General features: G+C 57.0%; 25 protein-coding genes. 14 read left to right on the top strand and 11 right to left on the bottom strand.

The features are described from left to right. The first annotated feature begins 66 nt into the window (after positions 1 to 66). Complete coding sequence (locus tag RN346_RS10190; RefSeq protein WP_311961047.1) at positions 67 to 636, top strand: HEPN domain-containing protein; 570 nt, start codon at positions 67 to 69, stop codon at positions 634 to 636. Between the two features lie 95 nt (positions 637 to 731). Next, positions 732 to 1187, top strand: a complete 456-nt coding sequence (locus RN346_RS10185; protein WP_311961046.1) for a hypothetical protein — start codon at positions 732 to 734, stop codon at positions 1185 to 1187. Between the two features lie 33 nt (positions 1188 to 1220). Here RN346_RS10185 and RN346_RS10180 read toward each other — a convergent pair whose 3' ends face one another. Together RN346_RS10180 and RN346_RS10175 are read right to left on the bottom strand one after the other, a co-directional pair. Continuing rightward, complete coding sequence (locus RN346_RS10180) at positions 1221 to 1484, bottom strand: Txe/YoeB family addiction module toxin (protein WP_311962709.1); 264 nt, start codon at positions 1482 to 1484, stop codon at positions 1221 to 1223. A 28-nt stretch (positions 1485 to 1512) separates the two neighbouring features. After that, complete coding sequence (locus RN346_RS10175; protein WP_311961045.1) at positions 1513 to 1785, bottom strand: type II toxin-antitoxin system Phd/YefM family antitoxin; 273 nt, start codon at positions 1783 to 1785, stop codon at positions 1513 to 1515. Between the two features lie 147 nt (positions 1786 to 1932). Between RN346_RS10175 and RN346_RS10170 the strand changes: the two genes are divergently transcribed. Both RN346_RS10170 and rho read left to right on the top strand, forming a co-directional pair. Then, entirely contained in the window at positions 1933 to 2331 is a 399-nt protein-coding gene (locus RN346_RS10170) for a GFA family protein (protein WP_311961044.1), read from the top strand. A gap of 86 nt (positions 2332 to 2417) precedes the next feature. Next, positions 2418 to 3371: a transcription termination factor Rho gene (gene rho / locus RN346_RS10165; protein WP_311961043.1), complete on the top strand. Its 954-nt coding sequence runs from the start codon at positions 2418 to 2420 to the stop codon at positions 3369 to 3371. 126 nt (positions 3372 to 3497) lie between these two features. On the opposite strand, the gene RN346_RS10160 is transcribed toward rho, so the two are convergent. Then, complete coding sequence (locus RN346_RS10160; protein ID WP_311961042.1) at positions 3498 to 4694, bottom strand: DEAD/DEAH box helicase; 1197 nt, start codon at positions 4692 to 4694, stop codon at positions 3498 to 3500. Between the two features lie 240 nt (positions 4695 to 4934). On the opposite strand from RN346_RS10160, the gene sugE reads away from it, so the two are divergent. Further along, entirely contained in the window at positions 4935 to 5252 is a 318-nt protein-coding gene (sugE, locus tag RN346_RS10155) for a quaternary ammonium compound efflux SMR transporter SugE (RefSeq protein WP_311958120.1), read from the top strand. Between the two features lie 18 nt (positions 5253 to 5270). Then, positions 5271 to 5591, top strand: coding sequence for a hypothetical protein (locus RN346_RS10150; protein ID WP_311961041.1), 321 nt, complete (start codon positions 5271 to 5273; stop codon positions 5589 to 5591). Between the two features lie 15 nt (positions 5592 to 5606). Here RN346_RS10150 and RN346_RS10145 read toward each other — a convergent pair whose 3' ends face one another. From RN346_RS10145 to RN346_RS10130, 4 genes are all read right to left on the bottom strand, one after another. Next, complete coding sequence (locus tag RN346_RS10145) at positions 5607 to 6104, bottom strand: type VI secretion system-associated protein TagO (protein ID WP_311961040.1); 498 nt, start codon at positions 6102 to 6104, stop codon at positions 5607 to 5609. Positions 6105 to 6210: 106 nt separating this feature from the next. Further along, entirely contained in the window at positions 6211 to 7698 is a 1488-nt protein-coding gene (locus tag RN346_RS10140; protein WP_311961039.1) for a mechanosensitive ion channel family protein, read from the bottom strand. Between the two features lie 106 nt (positions 7699 to 7804). Continuing rightward, complete coding sequence (locus tag RN346_RS10135) at positions 7805 to 9079, bottom strand: HipA domain-containing protein (protein WP_311961038.1); 1275 nt, start codon at positions 9077 to 9079, stop codon at positions 7805 to 7807. After that, positions 9076 to 9333 carry a helix-turn-helix domain-containing protein gene (locus tag RN346_RS10130; RefSeq protein WP_311961037.1) on the bottom strand — a complete coding sequence of 86 codons (258 nt, stop codon included), beginning with the start codon at positions 9331 to 9333 and terminating at the stop codon, positions 9076 to 9078. Before RN346_RS10130 ends, RN346_RS10135 begins: the two co-directional genes overlap by 4 nt. A gap of 256 nt (positions 9334 to 9589) precedes the next feature. On the opposite strand from RN346_RS10130, the gene RN346_RS10125 reads away from it, so the two are divergent. The 6 genes from RN346_RS10125 (at position 9590) to RN346_RS10100 (ending at position 13282) form a co-directional block, all read left to right on the top strand. Next, complete coding sequence (locus RN346_RS10125; RefSeq protein WP_263586926.1) at positions 9590 to 10333, top strand: class I SAM-dependent methyltransferase; 744 nt, start codon at positions 9590 to 9592, stop codon at positions 10331 to 10333. A gap of 46 nt (positions 10334 to 10379) precedes the next feature. Beyond that, a complete protein-coding gene (locus RN346_RS10120) occupies positions 10380 to 10829 on the top strand; it encodes a GNAT family N-acetyltransferase (RefSeq protein ID WP_263586927.1) in 450 nt (149 codons plus the stop codon). Between the two features lie 128 nt (positions 10830 to 10957). Beyond that, entirely contained in the window at positions 10958 to 11512 is a 555-nt protein-coding gene (locus RN346_RS10115) for a GNAT family N-acetyltransferase (protein ID WP_311961036.1), read from the top strand. Positions 11513 to 11651: 139 nt separating this feature from the next. Further along, positions 11652 to 12266 carry a DNA-3-methyladenine glycosylase I gene (locus tag RN346_RS10110; protein WP_311961035.1) on the top strand — a complete coding sequence of 205 codons (615 nt, stop codon included), beginning with the start codon at positions 11652 to 11654 and terminating at the stop codon, positions 12264 to 12266. A gap of 110 nt (positions 12267 to 12376) precedes the next feature. Beyond that, on the top strand, positions 12377 to 12799 hold the full coding sequence (locus tag RN346_RS10105; protein ID WP_263586930.1) for a tetratricopeptide repeat protein: 423 nt from the start codon (positions 12377 to 12379) through the stop codon (positions 12797 to 12799). Between the two features lie 9 nt (positions 12800 to 12808). Further along, positions 12809 to 13282 carry a DUF1456 family protein gene (locus RN346_RS10100; RefSeq protein WP_311961034.1) on the top strand — a complete coding sequence of 158 codons (474 nt, stop codon included), beginning with the start codon at positions 12809 to 12811 and terminating at the stop codon, positions 13280 to 13282. A 78-nt stretch (positions 13283 to 13360) separates the two neighbouring features. On the opposite strand, the gene RN346_RS10095 is transcribed toward RN346_RS10100, so the two are convergent. Beyond that, entirely contained in the window at positions 13361 to 14803 is a 1443-nt protein-coding gene (locus RN346_RS10095; RefSeq protein WP_311961033.1) for a hypothetical protein, read from the bottom strand. A gap of 296 nt (positions 14804 to 15099) precedes the next feature. On the opposite strand from RN346_RS10095, the gene RN346_RS10090 reads away from it, so the two are divergent. After that, positions 15100 to 15507 (top strand): DUF4019 domain-containing protein, encoded by a 408-nt coding sequence (locus RN346_RS10090; RefSeq protein WP_263586933.1) that lies wholly within the window; start codon positions 15100 to 15102, stop codon positions 15505 to 15507. Positions 15508 to 15541: 34 nt separating this feature from the next. Here the strand turns inward: RN346_RS10090 and RN346_RS10085 are convergent, their stop codons facing one another. Continuing rightward, positions 15542 to 16285 (bottom strand): class I SAM-dependent methyltransferase, encoded by a 744-nt coding sequence (locus RN346_RS10085; protein WP_311961032.1) that lies wholly within the window; start codon positions 16283 to 16285, stop codon positions 15542 to 15544. Between the two features lie 282 nt (positions 16286 to 16567). Here RN346_RS10085 and RN346_RS10080 point away from each other — a divergent pair, with 282 nt between their 5' ends. After that, positions 16568 to 16987 (top strand): MAPEG family protein, encoded by a 420-nt coding sequence (locus RN346_RS10080; protein ID WP_263586935.1) that lies wholly within the window; start codon positions 16568 to 16570, stop codon positions 16985 to 16987. Here the strand turns inward: RN346_RS10080 and RN346_RS10075 are convergent. After that, positions 16956 to 17915: a helix-turn-helix domain-containing protein gene (locus RN346_RS10075; protein ID WP_311961031.1), complete on the bottom strand. Its 960-nt coding sequence runs from the start codon at positions 17913 to 17915 to the stop codon at positions 16956 to 16958. The genes RN346_RS10080 and RN346_RS10075 overlap by 32 nt on opposite strands. A 61-nt stretch (positions 17916 to 17976) precedes the next feature. After that, positions 17977 to 18558 (bottom strand): isochorismatase family protein, encoded by a 582-nt coding sequence (locus tag RN346_RS10070; protein WP_311961030.1) that lies wholly within the window; start codon positions 18556 to 18558, stop codon positions 17977 to 17979. Positions 18559 to 18653 lie beyond the last annotated feature (95 nt).

The raw sequence follows: 18653 nt of genomic DNA, 5'->3' as shown, positions 1-18653 counted from the left end.
TTAATTTCTATGAAACAAAGTAACTCAGCTAAAAAGTTCATAAAATGCCATAACCGAGCCGTCGGAATGATTAAGCGGCACTGGGAAGCTTGGAAGGCAGGTGGCGCAGCATGGGATGAATCAGACGATGATCTGTTTCGCGCAGGAGTTGTTTTGTCAGTTGCAGCAATGGATGCATATTTTACGGATAGGTTTTGCGAGGCGCTGGTGCCTTATATCAAGAAGGAAGGCCTGAATAAAGGACTCAAAGAGCTTCTTTCAAATTCCGGCATGACACTTGAAAAATCCATTGAGATGTTTGACAACAAAAGGCCGAAAAGAGTCATGTCAAATTTGGTGCGAAGACATCTTTCAACATTTGTTACACAAAACTTCAAAATAGTAGACAAACTCTATAGGTGTATAGGGTTCGAGAAGCCAGTGACTTTATCGGCTCAAGATTTAAGCAAAAGGAAAAGGTTGCTTGGTTCTATAGAAAAGCTAGTAGAAAGAAGGCATAAGATTGTGCACGCAGGTGATTATAACCAACACGGCAGGCTTAATCAGATTGAATATCAGAAAACATTTAAACGAATTCTTGAGATTCGCGTCCTTGTGGCCAATATTGAGAAGCTGCTTGCCGCGGAAAAAATCTAACAATCGCAGGCACAGCGACGGCTTTTTCGTTGCGGCTGCGCCTTCACTACAAAGTCGCGCGTGCTGCGGCGTTAGGGTAAATCGGTGAAGAATTCATGATAAGTTTTACATTAACGATCTTAAGTGCTGTTTTGATATTTTCATTTACGCAGGTTTTATTAAAACTAGTTATTGAGCCATCTCAGCAGCTTAAGATCTCTATCTCATTGGCAGGTAGCACCTTACTAAGGCATCAAGCTGCACTCACTAACGCGACCTGCGACATGGAAATATCTAATAAACTCAAAGATCATGCCGCAGAAATCTTATCAAAATCCTCGATAATTTCTTGTTACTGGCTTGCGCGACTCTTATTTGGCATACCATCCAAAGAAAACATCATACTATCAGCCCAGAGTTTCAATCTGCTTTCATATGGCATGAGCGAATCCGCTAGAGAGTTTGAGAACAGCATTTCTTACAATGCTAAGAAAACAAATTTTGCGCTAGAAAATTCAAAATCAATATCTAATATCGGTAAATATCTTGGCATTAAAACAACATACCAATAATGCAGCCCTAACAAATGTAGGCTGTCGGACAAATTACTCGCTTCGCTCGAAATTTGTCGCAGCTACAGGCGCTAGTGCATGATCATAATGCCCACCAATAGCAAAAACGTATATAGAGGTGTCGTCGAATCGGTATATAAGTCTGTCTTTCTGTGAGATGCGCCGTGACCATAGGCCTGATAGATTGTGTTTCAGCGGTTCAGGTTTGCCTATTCCAGTGGAGGGGTCGTCGGAGCGGAGCATTTCTTTCAGCAATTTGCAGAGCGCTTTGTGCAGCTTCTTGTCTTTCTCTCGCATCTTTTCATAGGCTTCCCAGGTGCTGCCCTCAAATACCAGTGATCTCATTCATCTGCTCATCATTGGGTGTGTATCCTTGGCCACGGCTGTGAGTCTCGAGAGAGGTCGCAATTTGCTGCATCAGGTCCCGGTTCTGGAGCACATGCAGGGTTTCCTGTTCTCTTTCCCAGTCTTCAGCACTCATGATGACGAAAGCCTCTCCGGCGCGACGTGTCACCTTGAGGGGTTCATGGTTGTTAACAACCTGCTCTACAAGGCTTTTCAGGTTGTCTCTAAATTTGTTTACACTGATGATATCCATGACTCCACCATTACGTACGGAAACTCCGTACAACTGTATCGCACTAGCCCTAATAAGGCCAGTCACGGCTACGTCTACTACATTGCAGCTTCGTTTCCATTCCGTAGCCGCGCAGGCTAGCAGCTTTATCAAATAGCGAGCCAAAAAATGACCCTATCAGGCAGCTGCCTTTGCGGCGGCGTCCAATACGAAATAACCGGCCCCCTTACCGACGTTTACCACTGCCACTGCTCAATGTGCCGCAAACTCCACGCGGCGGCGTTTCGAACCTGTGCCAAGGTGCAGGCCGAACATTGGCGAACCGTCAAAGGCGAAGAGCTGCTTAAAACCTACGAGTCATCGCCGGGGGAGTTCAAGGTATTCTGCTCGACCTGTGGCTCCAGCATTCATACCCGGTTTTTGGCAAAGCCGGAGGTTTACGCGCTTCCCCTTGGCACTCTCGACGTTGATCCCGGTGTGCGCCCAAACCGCCATGTATTCGTGGGTAACAAGGCGCCGTGGTACGAGATTGCCGATGATTTGCCCCAGTCTACTGAAAATGGCTGAAGCAGTGCTGCTCGGGCTTAATATCATTTTCAAAGCCCAGCCATTACTCTATGCACCCAGCTTACCCAAGGCGCTCCATCGATCTTATGACGAGAAAAACATTAGGCTTGAAGGTCAAACGGCAGCAAGAGGCCAAACCCGCCGACGTCGTTGAAGATCAATTCCTGGATGATCCCGAAAAACGCTTTCTAAATGGCGTTGCGATTCATCCGTGCCCACGCATTGGGCTGGAAGCCGGCTCCACCGAGCGCAGCGTGCGGGCGATGGATTTGATCACGCCTATCGGGATGGGCCAACGCGGGTTGATCGTGGCACCGCCCGGTTCCGGCAAAACGACACTGCTCAAACACATCTGCCAGGCCGTGGCCGAGGCGCACCCGGATATCAAACTGTATGCCTTGCTGATCGATGAGCGCCCGGAAGAAGTGACGGACTTCAGGCGCAGCGTATCGGCAGAGGTACACGCGTCGTCATCAGACGAAAGCTACACCCACCACGTGCAAATGGCCGATAAGCTCTTGGCAACGGCGCGTCGGCAGGCCGGCGAAGGGCACGATGTGATGATCGTGATCGACTCATTGACGCGGCTTTCGCGTGTGCATAACGCCGAGCAGCGGGGCAATGGCCGCACCATGTCCGGCGGGCTGGATAGCCGGGCGATGGAAATACCGCGCAAGCTGTTTGGTGCGGCGCGAAAGATCGAAAACGGTGGGTCGCTCACCATTCTCGCCACCGTGCTGGTGGATACGGGCAGCCGTATGGATCAGGTGATTTTCGAGGAGTTCAAGGGCACGGGCAATATGGAGATCGTGCTGTCACGCGACGTGGCCAACCAGCGGATCTTCCCGGCCATCGATATCGCCAAAAGCAGCACCCGCCGGGAAGAGCTTTTGATCGATGCAAAAGATATCGAAAAGGTGCGCACACTGCGTCGCGCTTTGACCCCGCTCAAACCCGCCGAAGGCGCTCAAAAGTTATGTGAGTTATTGCATAAATACCCGACTAATGCCGAGCTGCTGAACGCGTTTTCACCCGCTTAAAGGTGAGAGTAAACGTTGAGGGCTCAGCGTTTACTCCTGGGCGGCTGTGCTGGGGCCTGATCGCCAAAGCGGTCGTCGCGAAACTCACCCTTTGATTCGTTCAAGGCGTGAGCTTCTGGCGTCGTGCTAGCGCTTGGCTTTTTTACCGTGATTCAGGTGTGAAACGGGCACCGCTTTCTTGACCGGGAAGCCCTCAACTTCCCGGCGCTCGATGAGGCTGTTCAGCCGCTTTTCAATGGCGCAAAGGTTCTTGAAGTCACTGATGTCGACCAGGGAGATGGCTTCACCCGTGGCCCCCGCACGGCCGGTTCGGCCAATACGGTGAATGTACTCTTCTGCCGGAAAGGGTAAATCGTAGTTCACCACGCGGCTCAGTTCGCCAATATCCAGCCCCCGCGCGGCAACCCCCGTAGCGACCAGATACTTCAGCTCGCCGGATTTGAACTGACCCAACACCGTTTCGCGCATCGCCTGGCTTCGGCCGCCGTGGATGGAGTCCGCCTTGATGCCGCGCTTTTCGAGCTGGGCCACCAGCTTGGCCGCGCTGTGTTTTTTCTCGACGAAAATCAGCGCCTGATCCCACGCATTCTCGGTGATCAAGTGGCTCAACAGCGCCGACTTGGTGTCCTTATCGACCGTGATGAGCCACTGCTCGATGCTGGCGGCGGCGCGCACGTTCGGGGTAATGGAGATGTCCGCCGCCAGCTCGGTCTTCTTGCTGTTGGAAAAGTTTGATGCCAGCGCGCGAACCTCGTTGGTCATGGTGGCCGTGAACAGCAGGTTCTGACGCTTTTCCGGCAGGCGCACGATGATCTTGTGAATGTCATCGACAAAGCCCATGTCGACCATTCGGTCCGCTTCGTCCAGCACCATGGCCTCGAGTTCATCGAAGTGCACCGCCCGCTGGTGCGCGAGGTCCAGCAGCCTGCCCGGCGTGGCGACAAGAATATCGACCCCTTCGATCAAACGCTCTTTTTGCGGCGCAGTATCCACGCCGCCGTATGCGGCCATGGAGGTCAGGGGCAAATGCTTGGCGTATTGCGCTACGCTTGCCTCGACCTGAACCGCCAGCTCCCGAGTCGGCACCAGAATCAGCGCGCGAATGCGTTTGGCGCGTAGTTCGCCTGCGGTGCTGAAGCGTTCGAGCAGCGGCAGAACGAAGGCCGCGGTTTTGCCCGTGCCGGTCTGGGCGGTGGCCACCAGGTCCTTGCCCGAGAGAATGACAGGAATCGCTTGTTCCTGGATGGGCGTGGGCGTTGTGTAGCCAAGTTCGGTAATCGCTTGAACCAGAGGACTGGATAAGCCGAGTTTTGCAAAGGGCATGAGGGGCTCTGACGGATCGTCTTGGATGGGGTCGAAAAGAAAAGTGGCGCAGTATAGCGCAGAGCTTGTTACGGTGCCGATTTATCGCCTTGTGATGGCTTTAAAGGCGCTCGCCAATGTCGACCGAGCCTCGTGGTTCTAAATGACGGGTGCCGCCGTGTGATAATTGCGCCGTTGGGCATGAACACGCTGAGTATCCATCAGTGGAACATTGATCGAGTAACAGGCCAAGAGGAATAGATGAGCTGGGTCATTCTGTTTATCGCGGGTCTTCTGGAAATCGGCTGGGCCATCGGGCTCAAGTACTCCGAAGGCTTTACGAAACTCTGGCCGACCGCATGGACGGTATTCTCGCTGGCCGCGAGTTTTCTACTGCTGGGCCTCGCGCTCAAGAGCCTGCCCGTCGGCACCGCTTACGCCATTTGGGTGGGCGTCGGGGCGGTGGGTACCGCGGTTTTGGGCATCGTGCTGTTTGGTGAATCCGTGGGCGTACTCAAGCTGGTGAGTTTGACGCTGATCGTGGCGGGGCTGGTGGGGCTCAAGCTTTCCCACGCGTGACGAAGGGTAGGGGGCAGAATGGAAACACCGCACTACTTGCTCGACGGGCAGTACGAAATCACGACCGTCGCTTTCGAGCCGCGCATGTCGCTTTGGGTCTATTCGCCGGTCATTCGGGAGCGCGCCACCGGCTATGTGGTGCTCGATCTCACGAGCGGCCTTTGGGATCTGCGCCGCGTCAACGAGCGCCCGGGGCGAATCATCCTGACGCTGGCGCGCTTTCCCGAAGGCGACCGCGAGTACGTTGTCGAGGTGGCCCCGTTTGAGGCCATCGCCGTCGTTGAAGGCGTGACGTATCCGCTGTCAGCGCTCGAAACCGCGCTCAACGCCATCGCCTAAAGGGTTACTCAACCGCTACCAGCCGCACGAATCCCGCACCGATTCGATGCGCTCTTCGATACCTTCGATGTTGAACGCAAGCTCGATGGGGTCGCCCTCGACCGGCGTCGCGTTCAGGCTCAGCGTTTGCGTACCGAACAGGCTTTCGATGAACGGGATGGCCTCGTCGCCCTGCCAGAAGCCCAGCGCGTGGCCGTCGTCGATCGGCGCCATGTCGACCGGCTCGGGGTCGGCGTCATCGAGCGCTACCGTGACGCTTTCGTACTCGTAGGCCTCGCTTTCGTCCTGATCGAACAGGTTGAAGTAGGCCACGGTCGTGTCCTCGAAGCAGCGAAACACCACCGTCGGGTAGGCAAGTCCGGTCGCGTGGGTCTTGAGCACGACGAAGTGGAGATCCAGCTCCTCGTCGTGATGCTCTTCGGTTTGCCACTGCGAGCCGGCGGGTTCGTCCTGGGCGAGGGCCACGGCGGGTATGAGGGTTAAAAGGGCGAGCAGGGTTTTATCGATCTTCATGCATTGTCCTTCGAGCGCGTTCGTTTCGATGGGGGCGTTATCATTTCTCGGTTTCTCGATATTAAACGATAAAACGTCGAGCAGTGCCTTGCTGTACTCGATAACGCTACTCCTTCGCCGGCCGTTTGCTCAACAGATCCGTTTCACTGGAGGTCTGCGCGATCTCTTCTTCTACCTTTTTCATTAGCTTCTCGTCGGGCCGCGCGTCGAACACGCCGTCGGTCTGTTCGCCTTTGAGTATTTGCTGAGCGCGCGCTTTCGCCTGCTGTTTCTCCTTGTCTGCGGCGCTATCGAGCTCCGGTTCGGTCGCTGCTGGTAAGGCCGAATCGCGCTCGGCGAGCTTCCCGCTTTGAATACGCATCAGCGACTCCTCAAGCTCCGGGCGAAAGCTGAGCCGATAGATCGGCTCGGGCAGGGTGAAGCCGTGATGCTCCAACGCGTGCTTGGTTTCGCGGATAGCGATGCTGCGCGCCTTGCCGAAATCCGTGGTGGACTGGTTCACCCAGCCCTGAAACTCCAGCACGATGTTGGAATCCCCCACGTTGGTGATGACCCCCACGGCCTTGGGTTCGCCCAGCACGAAGGGCAGCCCGTTCAGAGCATCGAGGCCCACCTTGATGGCGGCCAGCGGGTCGTCGTTGGCATCCACGCCCAGCTCGAAATCGAAGCGGCGCTCCGGGTTTTGGGTGTAGTTGAGGATGATGCCCTTGAACACGTCGGCGTTGGGAATGCGCAGCTGGTTGCCTTCCAGCGTCATCAGAATGGTCGCGCGCGAGGTCAGGCGCACCACGATGCCTTCACGGTCGTTGATGACCACGTGATCGCGGGCCTGAAAGGGCTGGCGGATGCTGAGCATGAGTGAGGCGATGTAGTTCTCGATGGTGTCCTTGACCGCAAAGCCGATCGCGATGCCGATCACCCCGGCACCCCCCAGAAGGGTGCCGATGATGGTCTCGGCGCCCACCAGACTCAACGCCATGATCAGCCCCAGTACGATGAACACGACCTTGATCGTTTGCCCCAACAGCTCTGCGACGAAGGGGTTGGGCGTGACTCGCTGCCAAAGATGCGTGCGATTCGAGAGCCACGCCCCGAACCAGGCCACTACGCCAAAAATCAGAAAGCCCACCACGATCAGCGGCAGCGCGCGCAAAAGGCTCTGGCTCTTGGCGCGTAGCCCTTGGTAAGCAGTTGCAACGTTGTCCTGAACATCCAGCGTGCGGTCGATCTGATCATCCACCATGACCACGTCGGTCAGCCGATTGGCCAGCCCCACCGCCTGCTGCGCCTTGCGCTCGTTGGCCGTTTCCCCGGCCAGCGTCACGATCCCCTGGGTCACGCTGACCTCGACCGCCGAGAGCCCCTCGATTTCGGAAAAGATGCCGCCAATGCGCTGAGCGATCTCCGCATCCTTTTGCGGCGAAGGCGTGGTTTCGATTTGTCCTGCTGGCGATTCGCCACTCGGCTCTACCGGGGCGGTAGCATCGTCGCTGGCGTAGGTGAAGGCGCTCAGCAGCATCATACCCAGCAGCAGTATTGTGGCGGGGAAGCGAAGTACACGAAGTGTGCGGAGAGGGTGAAAATAAGCGGCCATGACCATCCCTGGTGTCGTCATCGAAAGCGGAGCGTGTTGGCCAAGTCTAGTGGGTTTTTCTGGCTCAACGTGGCCGGGTGCTCAAATACATCGATGCGCTAAATGTTCACCAGCGCTCGGCCTTCCGGCACTGTTTAGCGATATGCTGGCGCTGCTGCTGAAGACGCATCCAGGCTTTTTCGGGCAGGCCGGCTGTCAACAAGCGGCTCTTGAGCTCGTTTGAATTGCTGCATGCCAGAAGACGTTGACGCAGCCGCTCGATTTCGCGCTTGATAAAGGGATAGCTCATGCGACTTTGCGCGGCCAGCGTCTGCCAGTCCCGTGGCAAAAGCTGCCAAGCGTTGGTTTGTTCGCCGATGGAAAAGGCGAGATGTGGATCGAACCCTAGTACCACCGTTCCGACCAGGTCGTAGGCCGGTGCCATGTGCCACTTGCCTTTCTCATCCTGAAGTAGGGACACGTTCTTTGCGTGTCCATCGCTATTGCCGACGAGCGCGTTGAAAATTTGCCAGCGAAGCAGCTGCGTAAGCGCTGGGGCCGGCGGTTTGCAGACTTCTCTGATGCGCTGTATGCACTCGCTAAAGTGCGGCCCGCCGTGCTCCTGGTATTTATGTGTACGGGCAAGGCCCAGGGCTTGGCATAAGTCTTCCTGATGTATTCGCACGTGCTGCCCGTTTACGTTGCTGCGATCAAAGCGTTCGACGATCAGCAGCGCGTGTTTTCCCGTATGGCGTACGAACGTGGCCGGGCAGGGCAGACCTACCAGGCTTGCGAGCGTATTGAGATACAGCTCGTTATAAATGATCAGGTCGCGCCCCTCGACCGCGAATTTGACGATGTGGGACGAAGACGACAATCCCTGAGGTAAGTGAAAACGTTCGTTTTGCCAGATGACCGGTATCTTATCCTGCGCACCGGCCAGTGACAGGCGCGGCTGAACACTGCCTGGAGATGGATGAAAAAGCGCGTAGCGCTGATTGAAGCCCGCCCATTCGTTTAGATCGGTGGGTGAAAGAGGCACGCTTGCTGACTGTGTCTCTAGCGCTTCAGGGGTGAGGTGAGGCGGCAGAACCAAAAGCGCGCCGGCGCAATCACCGCCGATCGCGGCCAGTAGCGCAAAATCGTCATCGGGAATGCCCAGCTGGCGGATCAACGCGGCCCGTGCCTGCTCTTCGGGAAGCAGGTTGCCGAACCAGTGGTGGGCCGTCAGCGTCTCGGGCGGCCAGAGGCGTTGATCAAGGGGCAAGCTATTGGAGATGGCGTGCCCGTTGACTTGCCATTGAGCATCGTATTCGAATCCCATTAAACGACCATCATCGCCGCGCCACAGCGCGCCAACCCGTTTTCGGCCGGACCAAACGTTCAAGTGATCAGGCATCATGTATCGATATCCGTAGGCTGTGCCGAAAGCTCGATTCCCAGCGTTTCCAGTACCAGCAGAACCCTCCCCAAACCGCAGGAGGCTCGGCCGTTTTCCAACTCGCTGAGAAAGCGTATGCTCACGCCACAAAGCCCGGCCAAGGTTTCAAGGGTCAGCGCTTGGCGTTTGCGCGTTTGGCGGATGAGCTGGCCCAGGTCTTCTGGGCGGGTAACGGTCAATGGCGTAGCGATGGCGGGAATCCGAGAAGTACTCATAGGCTTTTTTTTCCTTATAAGGAAAAATTGAATCGGATAAGCGCTAGTATAGCTTTTTTATCCCTATTGGGAAAATACGTATTCATCAAAGTGTCAATGCTCTGTTTTTATCCTTGTAGGGAAGATTTTGAGAGTGGGCGAGAGAACGCGTCGAGGGCAAAAAAAGGCTTGTTCTCTTGGGCCATGCAGATTTAATTATTTAAATAGATGCTGAAAATGACACCAGGTTGAAAAGCCGTTGTTTAGGGAAGCCGAAATGACCGGGTATTTCGCCGATAAAGGCGTTGGGCAGCGATATGATCGATATCGTCCGAAAGCCCATCAGGCACTTTTTCAGATCATGAAGCGTCATCTACCTGTCGAGCGTTTTGAACGAGCGGTGGATGTCGCGTGCGGTACAGGCGACTCTACCATTCCCCTGCTGGATATAGCCCGGGATGTCGTCGGTATCGATTCATCGAGCGAAATGTTGAACATTGCACAAGAGCGTGGTCTTGCGGTCAGAAAAGCGGATTACACCGCGCTTGCCGAGCTGGGCCGTTTTGACCTTATCTCCACGTGCATGGCCTTTCATTGGTTCGACGTTGCACAAGCGGTGGCTGTTTATAAAGCTGCGTCCCAGCCTGGTGCTGTCTGGATCGTTTACAATTTCTCATTTTTGGGGCATGCGACATCGCACCTGTTCAATGAATGGTTTCGTAACGACTATCTGACACGATATCCATCACCGCCACGTACGCGCTACGAAAACATGAAGCTCACCGACGACCCCGAACTCTGCACTCTTGCAAGCGAAAAGGGCTGGCTGCCGATAACATTCTCGCTCGACTCTCTGGTGGGGTATCTCACCACGCAGTCGAATATTGAAGACGCCGTTCGAAAGGGCAGGGACCTGAACGCCATTGTGTCCGAACTACGCGAAGACCTTTCTTGTATTGATCTGACCGGCACCTTCCAATACGCCTACTCCTACGAGATTCTGCAGTACGCCGGGCGCTAATCAAGACTGCCGCACAATCACTTGGCGCATTTCGTTCGAGGTGAACGTGGACTACAAAGAGGTGTGCGCCGGCGAGGTTCCCCTTCCGCTTTTACTTGAAGCGGATCCCTCCGAGCGCAGCATTGCATCCTATCGGAAGAACGCGTGGTGCTTCGCTGTGCACAGCGCCGGTGAAACGATTGGCGCATGTATCGTTAAACCGATCGGCGTGAAGACCGCCGAAATTGTCAATATCGCGGTATGCCCGCCGTTTCAGAAGCAGGGGATAGGCTCTGGCTTGCTGAGCTATACGCTAGGTGAGCTTAAAGCCAGGAACATGCAGCGGGTAGAACTCAATACCGGGGCGTTCGGCTATCAACTGACCTATTATCAGCGCCACGGGTTCAGAGTCGATCGAGTCTTGAAAAATCATTTCCTGGAAAATTATTCCGAACCGATCATCGAAAATGGCCTGCAGCACCTGGATGCGTTGAGACTATATCGTGTACTCGATTGACACCAGATGTTCTCACTCTGCGAGTGGCATCATTGTGGCCCCGCCAGGCTCTGTCAAATGGCGTGCCGCTATGTGATAACTTAATAAGCAATAGCTTATCAACATCGCAAGCGATACGAGGAAAAGGGATGCGCTACCTTGAAACTCACAGGCTGCGGCTTCGTCCGCTTTCTCTAAATGATTTGTCGGCTCTCACTTCAATTCTGGGTGACCCAGAGGTCATGAAATATTCCATGCGCGGTGTGCTCGATGAAGTGGCCACACGCCAATTCATCGAGTGGTGCTGTACGTGCTATGCAGCCCACGGAATGGGCCCAATGGCGCTGGTGGAGAAGGATACTAACCTGCTGATCGGTTTTTGCGGCGTCAGCCCTGAAGAAATCGGTGGCGTTGAAGAGATCATGCTGGGATACCGGCTGGCCGCGCGCTACTGGAATCAGGGCTTTGCTCCCGAGGCGGTAAAGGCAGTGCTCGATCAAGCGTTCAACGAGAAGTCGCTGCCCTCAGTCGTTGCCCTGATCGAGCCAGAACATACGGCCTCGCAAAAGGTCGCCGCGAAAGCAGGATTCGATCATTTCGAGATTCAGGAATATCACGGCTGCACGTTGCGAATGTATCGTCAGACGCGGGAACAGTGGTGCTCTAGTAAAGGAAACATGACAGAGAGTGGACTTGCATCGTAGCGCTGATCGCTTACGGGTCTTCAAGGTTTTTTCACCTGCTTATAGGCTACTGTGAGGCCGTCGTGCACGCCAAAGCACAACACATCAAGCCGCCACTTTTAAGCTGCTCACTCGTTTTGACTGATCGGATGCCGAGTTGATGGACAAGACTACTCAAAGCCTGGACGGAAAACGCCGCTGCGCTTGGTGCGCGGTGTCACCCGGCGAGCTCGAGCCTTATCACGACCGCGAGTGGGGCTTTCCGGTCGCCGATGATCAGCGCCTGTTCGAGAAGATCAGCCTGGAAGGGTTTCAGGCGGGGCTGAGCTGGCGCACGATTCTGACCAAGCGCGAGCATTTTCGCGCGGCCTTTGCCGGGTTCGATTTCTACAAGGTGGCGGCTTTCGATGAACGTGACGTCGAGCGCCTGCTCCAGAACGCCGGTATCGTTCGCCATCGCGGCAAGATCGAGGCGGTGATCAATAACGCCCGGCGCGCGGTTGAGATGATCGAGCAGGAGGGCTCGCTCGCGGCGTACTTTTGGCGCTTCGAGCCCGAGGCCGATGAAGTGGCCGTGCCGCAGAGCGTCTCGACCTCGCCAACCTCCGTAGCACTCTCGAAAGATCTCAAGAAGCGGGGCTGGAAATTCGTGGGGCCGACTACGGTGTTCGCCTTCATGCAGGCGATGGGGATGATCAACGATCACGCCGAGACGTGTTTTTTACGTCCTCATATCGAAGAAGCCCGCCGAGCATTTATCCGACCCGCTCATTAACGCGTGAGACTATAAATAGCAAAGCTCGCAGCGGCCACGCGCGTTACAATGGTGAAAAGGCCGCCCGGTAAGACAGCCGCGTCCATTCATTCGATTTTCAAGGTAGTGCTGTGATCAACACCAAAATCCATAAGGCGGTTTATGAGCTGGCCGAGAAGCTGATGAAGGCCGCTCACCACGAGGACCGTGAGAGCTTCGAGGCGCTTTATGGCGAGCTCGAGGCGCTCTGTATCGACAACGAGTACACTGAAAAGGATCACCCGGAGCAGTGGGAGACGCTGGCGGACTTCACCGAGGAGTCGGATGAGGCACTGGCGCTTTACCAGAAAGCGCTGGATAAAGCCGCGGCCCGGCCCTTGCCGGACTATGTCGCCTCGATCGGCTACTCCATGGCGACGCTTCAGGTGGAACTCGATGAGTCGGATGCCGCTCTCAAGAGCCTGCGCCAGGCCAAGGCCAGCGCCGCGCACATCGAAGATGACGAGCTAAAAGCCGAGATCGACGCGCTTTTAACCACGCTGACCCCCCGTTAGGATTCAATCTTGACCAATAACGATATTTTCCGCCGCCTACGCTACGCCTTCGATTTGAAGGACACCGCCATCGTCACCATTTTCAAGCTGGCTGACGTCGAGGTGTCCCAGGAGCAGGTCACTGCCTGGCTCAAAAAGGATGACGACGAGGCCTTCAAATCAATGCGAGACAAGGATCTGGCGGGGTTTCTGAACGGCTTCATCAGCTACAAGCGCGGCAAGCTTGAAGGCCCGGCACCGACACCGGAGTCCAAACTCACCAATAATCAGGTATTTCAGAAGCTGCGCATCGCTTTGAACCTGCAGGCCGAGGACATTCTGGCGCTGTTCAAGAGTGAAGGGCTGCCGCTGAGTTCCCACGAGCTGAGCGCGTTCTTTCGCAAACCCAGCCACAAGAACTACCGCGAGTGTAAGGACCAGGTGCTGCGCACCTTCCTGATGGGCCTGCAGCATCAGCACCGCCCAACGCCGCCGGCATCCTGACCGGCGTTGACCGCTGAGCGCGACGCTCGATACAAAAAAGGCCACCTCGACAGGTGGCCTTTTGCGTGGGCGCTTTGATCAGAACTCGACGCCAAAGTTGGTCAAAAATGCGGTGTTCCAGCCGTCGTCGACCGGCGAGCCGAAGTAGTTCAGCCCGTTCTTGTTCGAGACGATATCGAACCAGGCGAAAAACGGCCCGGCGGTCATCTGCACGCCCAGATCGTTGACCATCGGGTTTTGCTGATCGCCGAAGCCGCCGTTGAGGCTGGTAAAGTCGTTTGAAGGGTCGATCACGCTGAAGTCGTTGAAGAAATAGAGGCTTTCAACCGGGCCCCAGTCCACGTCCATGTTGTAACCGACGCTCGCCGAGTAGATTTCGCCCTGAGCGGGAATCAGGTAGTTGAAGTTGAACGCGCCGATCTGCAGGGCGTTATCGGAAATGCCCGAGGTCGCCTCGTCGGGATTTTTAGCGTTGTACTCGTAGGTGGTAGCCTGGACCAGCGTGCGCCAGTTGCCGTAGCTTCCGTCCACGCCGAGTGCCGCCGACCAATTGTCGCCGCTGCGTTCGGTGTTGCGGTTGTAGAGCTGACCGCCCTTCGCCGAGACGTTCACCTGGATGGCGTAATCGGTGTCATGGCCGAAGGTGTAGCCTAGGCGCGCCGCGACCTGGTTCTCTTCGCTGTTGCCCTGGGCGCCATCGCCCACGGCGTTGGCGCCGTAGTGCTCGTTGCCATCGCCCAGACTGTCGCTTTTGAAAAACGCAAGCGAGGTGTCCCAGGGCCCGGCGGAGTGATCCCACTTGATGCCGGCGTTCTGGTTATCGTTGAAGCCCGCCAGATAGCCCAGGTTGCCGTACCAGCCCAGGTAGCCGTAATCCATGTTGCCAAAGGGCGTCTGCACCAGGCCCAGCTTGAACGAGTCTTCCTCGGTGGGGTTGTAGCCGATCCAGCCGTGCTGCAAAAAATGGTAGTCGTCGTAGAAGCGGTAGGCCAGCGAGTAGTCGATAGCGCCGGTTTCACCCTGAACGGTCACGACGAACTTGCCGAAGTCGAGATCGCCCGAGGTGTCCTTGCTCTGGCTATCCCAGTCGTTGACGCTGCCGCTGAGTTCGAGCAGCCCACCGATTTCGACCTGCTGCATCTCTTGAAGCGTTTGCTGGTTCTGCTGGGCGAGCTGGGCCTCTTCGCCGTTGGCCGAGGTGCCCGTGGCGGTGCCCTCACCATAAGCGTCCTTGCTGGCGTTGCTTTGACTGGAACCGCTTTGATTGAAACCGCTCTGGCCAGCGCCGCTCTGACTGGAAGTGCCCTGATTCGATGCCATCGATTGGTCGTTGTTTGATGCGCCGTAGGACTGCTGGCGTTCGAGCTGCTCGATGCGCTGCTGCATCTGGTTGAGCTGGGCGCGCAGCTCGTCGATGGTTTGCGAGTCACTGGTTTGTGCCTGGGCGCTGGAGAGCATGGCCGCAGAGACGCTAAGCCCGAGTGCCAGTCGCTTGAACTGGCATACGCGTGGGTATGACATGATGTTTTCCTTGCGAGTGTCGTTTTATATGCCGTTTTTTAATTATTGAAGGCTGGCTGGGTTACATACCGCCGATCACCGAAAACGGTATGCGAGAAGGCGTGAGAGGCGCTGCCCGCTCAATACCCTAGTGACAACGCTTGGCTAAAGCAAATACGGCGCTTGCCAGCGTCACCTGCGCCGGCTGAATTAAACAGGGTCAACGCTTTGCACGTTGAAAGGCGTTGTCACGAGCTAAAGCCCGACGCCGCACGACCGATATACAGAAGACACCCTTTTCCACACGAGCCCCCTTTATGCCTACTTCGCACCGTACCTTAATGGCGGCTTTCGCTTTATCCATACTACCCGCCCACGCCGTTGCCCATAGCGACCCGGCCGAAACCGCGGTGATGGCCTGGCTTGCCAGCATCGACAGCGGAGAGTTCGAGAAAGCCTGGGAGTCGGCGTCGCCGCTTCTACAGCGCCCGCTATCGCCGGATATGCTGGCGCGCACCGTTGAGCTTGCGCGAAAAGACATGGGGCCGGTGGAGTCGCGCCACCCGCTGCGCGTGGTCAGCGACACCTCCATGCCCGGTGCGCCGCGCGGGGATCTCAAGATATTTACCTTTCAAACCAGCTTCGCCAACAAGCAGGTGACCGAGACCGTCACGCCGCACTTCGAGGATGGGACCTGGCGGGTGAGCGGCTACTACGTGCAGTAGCCGATATTCTCGGGTTCGCCCTTGGCATACATGGTTAGTTCTTGACGCACACGAACAGCGCGTTGCCCGTTTCGCCGTTCCAGGGCGTGATCGCCTGGAAATCATGCTCGAACACCTCGACGGTAAAGTAGGGCGTTAGCAGCGCGATGAGTTCCTTGAAGCTCACGGCGACCATGGCGTGTTCGTCGACCCAGCGCTCGCTCTGTCCGGCGGTGGTTTTCTCGATACAGAGTTTTAGCGACTGACGCTCGCCTTTACCCGGGTAGTGCCAGCCCGAGCTGAACGTGAACGTCTCCTCTTCCCGGCGCGCGGTGTGTTTGATCGAAAGGGCGTTGTCGATCTTCTCCTTGTCCACGGCATTGAAGCAGATTACGCCGCCCGCCTCGAGCGCGCGCCAGGCGCTTTCGATGCACGCCTTTAGGCGCTCGACATCCGCGTTGTAGTGAATCGAGTAGAGAAAACAGGTGATCAGATCCTGCGGCTCACCGACGACGAAGTCGCCCATGTCCTGATGGCTGAAACTCGCCTCGGGGCAGCGCCTGGCGGCCTGCGCCAGCATGGGCGGGTTGAGGTCGAGTCCGATGCTATCAAAGCCTGCGTCGAGAAAGTGGCGCACGTGGGGGCCGGTGCCGCAGGCCAGATCCAGATGGCGACGCCCGCCGTTGCCGAAAAGCTGATTCAAGCGCTGTACGGCGCGGCTCTGCGCCGGGTAGTCGATCTCCTCGCACATGACGTCGTAGTAGCGGGAGAGGTCGGTATACAGGGCGTTGGCAGACATGACAGGCAGCGCTCGAAAAGGGGGTGGCGCATGGTAAACGAGCGCTTTGGATTTTAGAAGCCCGGTGTCAAAAGGCCCTCAGAATGGGCAATCGCCGCTTACGTTCCCATATTTGGTGTGAAGCGCATGCTGACCGCGAGCCGGTTCCAGCCGTTCATGGCGATCACCTCTAAACACCAGCGGTGTTTTCTCCGCTGGTGCCAGGGTCAGCTATGCTTACAGTGGCTTTGAGCCGTGGTGGGGTTTGCCACGGCGGCCATCAACCGATCCAAGGAGGTCATCATGGATGACGCCGTTTACTGGTACGCCGTGGCGACGGTGCTGCTGTTTGTGAAGATGTGGGCGACCGGGCTGTACCAGGGGTATCACCGTATTACCAAAATGACGTTCAAGACCCCGGAAGACGCGCGCATGGCGGGGAAGGAGCCGTCCAGGGAGGAACTTCCTCAGGTGCAGCAGGCGAGTAAGGCCTGGTCCAACGATCTGGAGAATATCCCCATCTTTTTGGCTCTGGGCGTAGCCTACGTGCTGGTCGGGGCGTCGCCCGGGCTTGCCATGTGGTTGTTCATGGTATTCACCGCGGCGCGCTACGCGCATACGCTCGCCTATCTTGCACGCCTTCAGCCCTGGCGCACCATCGCCTACGGCGTGGGGCTTGTGTGTATGATCGTTATGGCGATTCAAATTCTGTTGGCGCTGTAATCGCCATTGGCTGGTCGCGGCGCCACTCGCCGGGCGGGCGTATCTCCACGCGCGCCCAGCAGCGGCGAAGTTGCCGTTCGTCGCCAAAGCCGGACTCTTCGGCGATGCGGTCGAGTGTCCAGGCGGTTTCAATCATTAGGGTTTTGGCTCGCTGTAGCCGCAAACCGCTGATGTAGTCGCTCACTTGCATGCCGGTCAGCTGTTTGAACTGACGCCGGAAATGTCGCTCGCTCATGGCGGCTTGGGACGCCAGCACCTCCGCCCGCCAGGCCTTCGCGGGGGCGGCGCATATAGCGTCCTGCACACGGTGAATACGCTCATCCACGTGATTACGGCCTTCGAGCCAGGCGCCGAGCTGGGGCTCCTGACCGCTGCGGCGCAAATAAAGAACCATCTCGCGCGCCACCGAAAGCCCCAGTGCGTGGCCGCCCATACGGGTCAACCAGTGCAGCATGGTATCGATGCCCGTGGAAATGCCCGCGCTGGTCAAGTAGCGCCCGTCTTCGATGAAGATACAATCGCCCTGCACGCGGGCCCCAGGCGCCTTCTCGCGCAGCTGATCCAAAAGGGTATGGTGGGTGGTGCAGCGGCGGCCGTCGAGCAGGCCGGCCTCGGCCAGCAACAGCGTACCGGAACACACCGTCATCATGGTATCGACCTGGTTAACGTTGGCTCTCAGCCACTCGATACACGCCCGCTGAGCTAACGGGTCGACCGCGCTGCGATACTGACCGGGGATTAGTAGCAGGTCGTGGTGCGAAAGCGCGGTCGGCAGCGGCGCGATGCCGCCGAGGGTAAGAGGCCCTAGCCACTCGAGCGCCGGGCTCGGTCCCAGGTAGCTGATCTCGATGCTCAAGGAGAGGCGCTCAGCGCAGTGCAGTACCTGAAGCGGGCCGATCAGATCGAGCGGCACTTGGCCTGGCATCATCAGCACTGCCACCCGTAGTGGGGCATTCCCACGTGCGGGCGGCGAATTCAGGGGTCGAAAGCTAGTCACGCCGGGTTTGCCACTCATCGATCATGTTTTGAGTATCGATGATACGCGCAAAGCGGCCCTCCAGCACCAGCTCCGTGCGCGCCTTGATATCCTCGGCGGACCAGGTCACACCGTGGCGCGTCATGGGAAACGTGAGCGTGGCGTCGCTGACGAAGTCGACCTCGAAGCCCAGATCCGAGGCGACCCGCGCGGTGGTTTCGCAGCACTGCTCGGTACGAATACCGCTAATCGCCAAGCGAGAGATGGCGCGCTCGCATAGCCATTGTTCAAGCCCGGTATCGCTAAACGCGTTATGTACGCGCTTGTGAAAGGTAATCGCCGTGGGGTCATCAAAGCCGTCGAGCGGTTGAATCATCCCCTGGTCGGGGTCGAACGGCCCTTGGCTTCCCGGCGCTTCATGGAAAATGCGCACCACTGGAATACCCTCAGCGTGGGCAGCATCGAGCAGGGCGCGCTGCTTCGGCTTCCAGGCATTGGCCAGGCTCTCGACCCAATACTCCTTGGCAGGAAAGGAGGCCTGAACGTCGATCAGAAGCAGGGCGGTCGCGGGGTTTGAAGCGTTGGCAGGTGCCATGGTGAACCTCTTGATTTGAGTGAGGTTCCAGCTTAACGAGGCGCTGTCACTACGACGAGACAACTCACGGCCACAAACCGGACGAAAACGGCCAT

This window comes from Halomonas sp. PAMB 3232, from assembly GCF_031954225.1.
GTDB lineage: Bacteria > Pseudomonadota > Gammaproteobacteria > Pseudomonadales > Halomonadaceae > Vreelandella.
The sequence above is the reverse complement of the archived record's forward strand: the minus strand, read 5'-3'. Positions and strand labels throughout refer to the sequence as shown.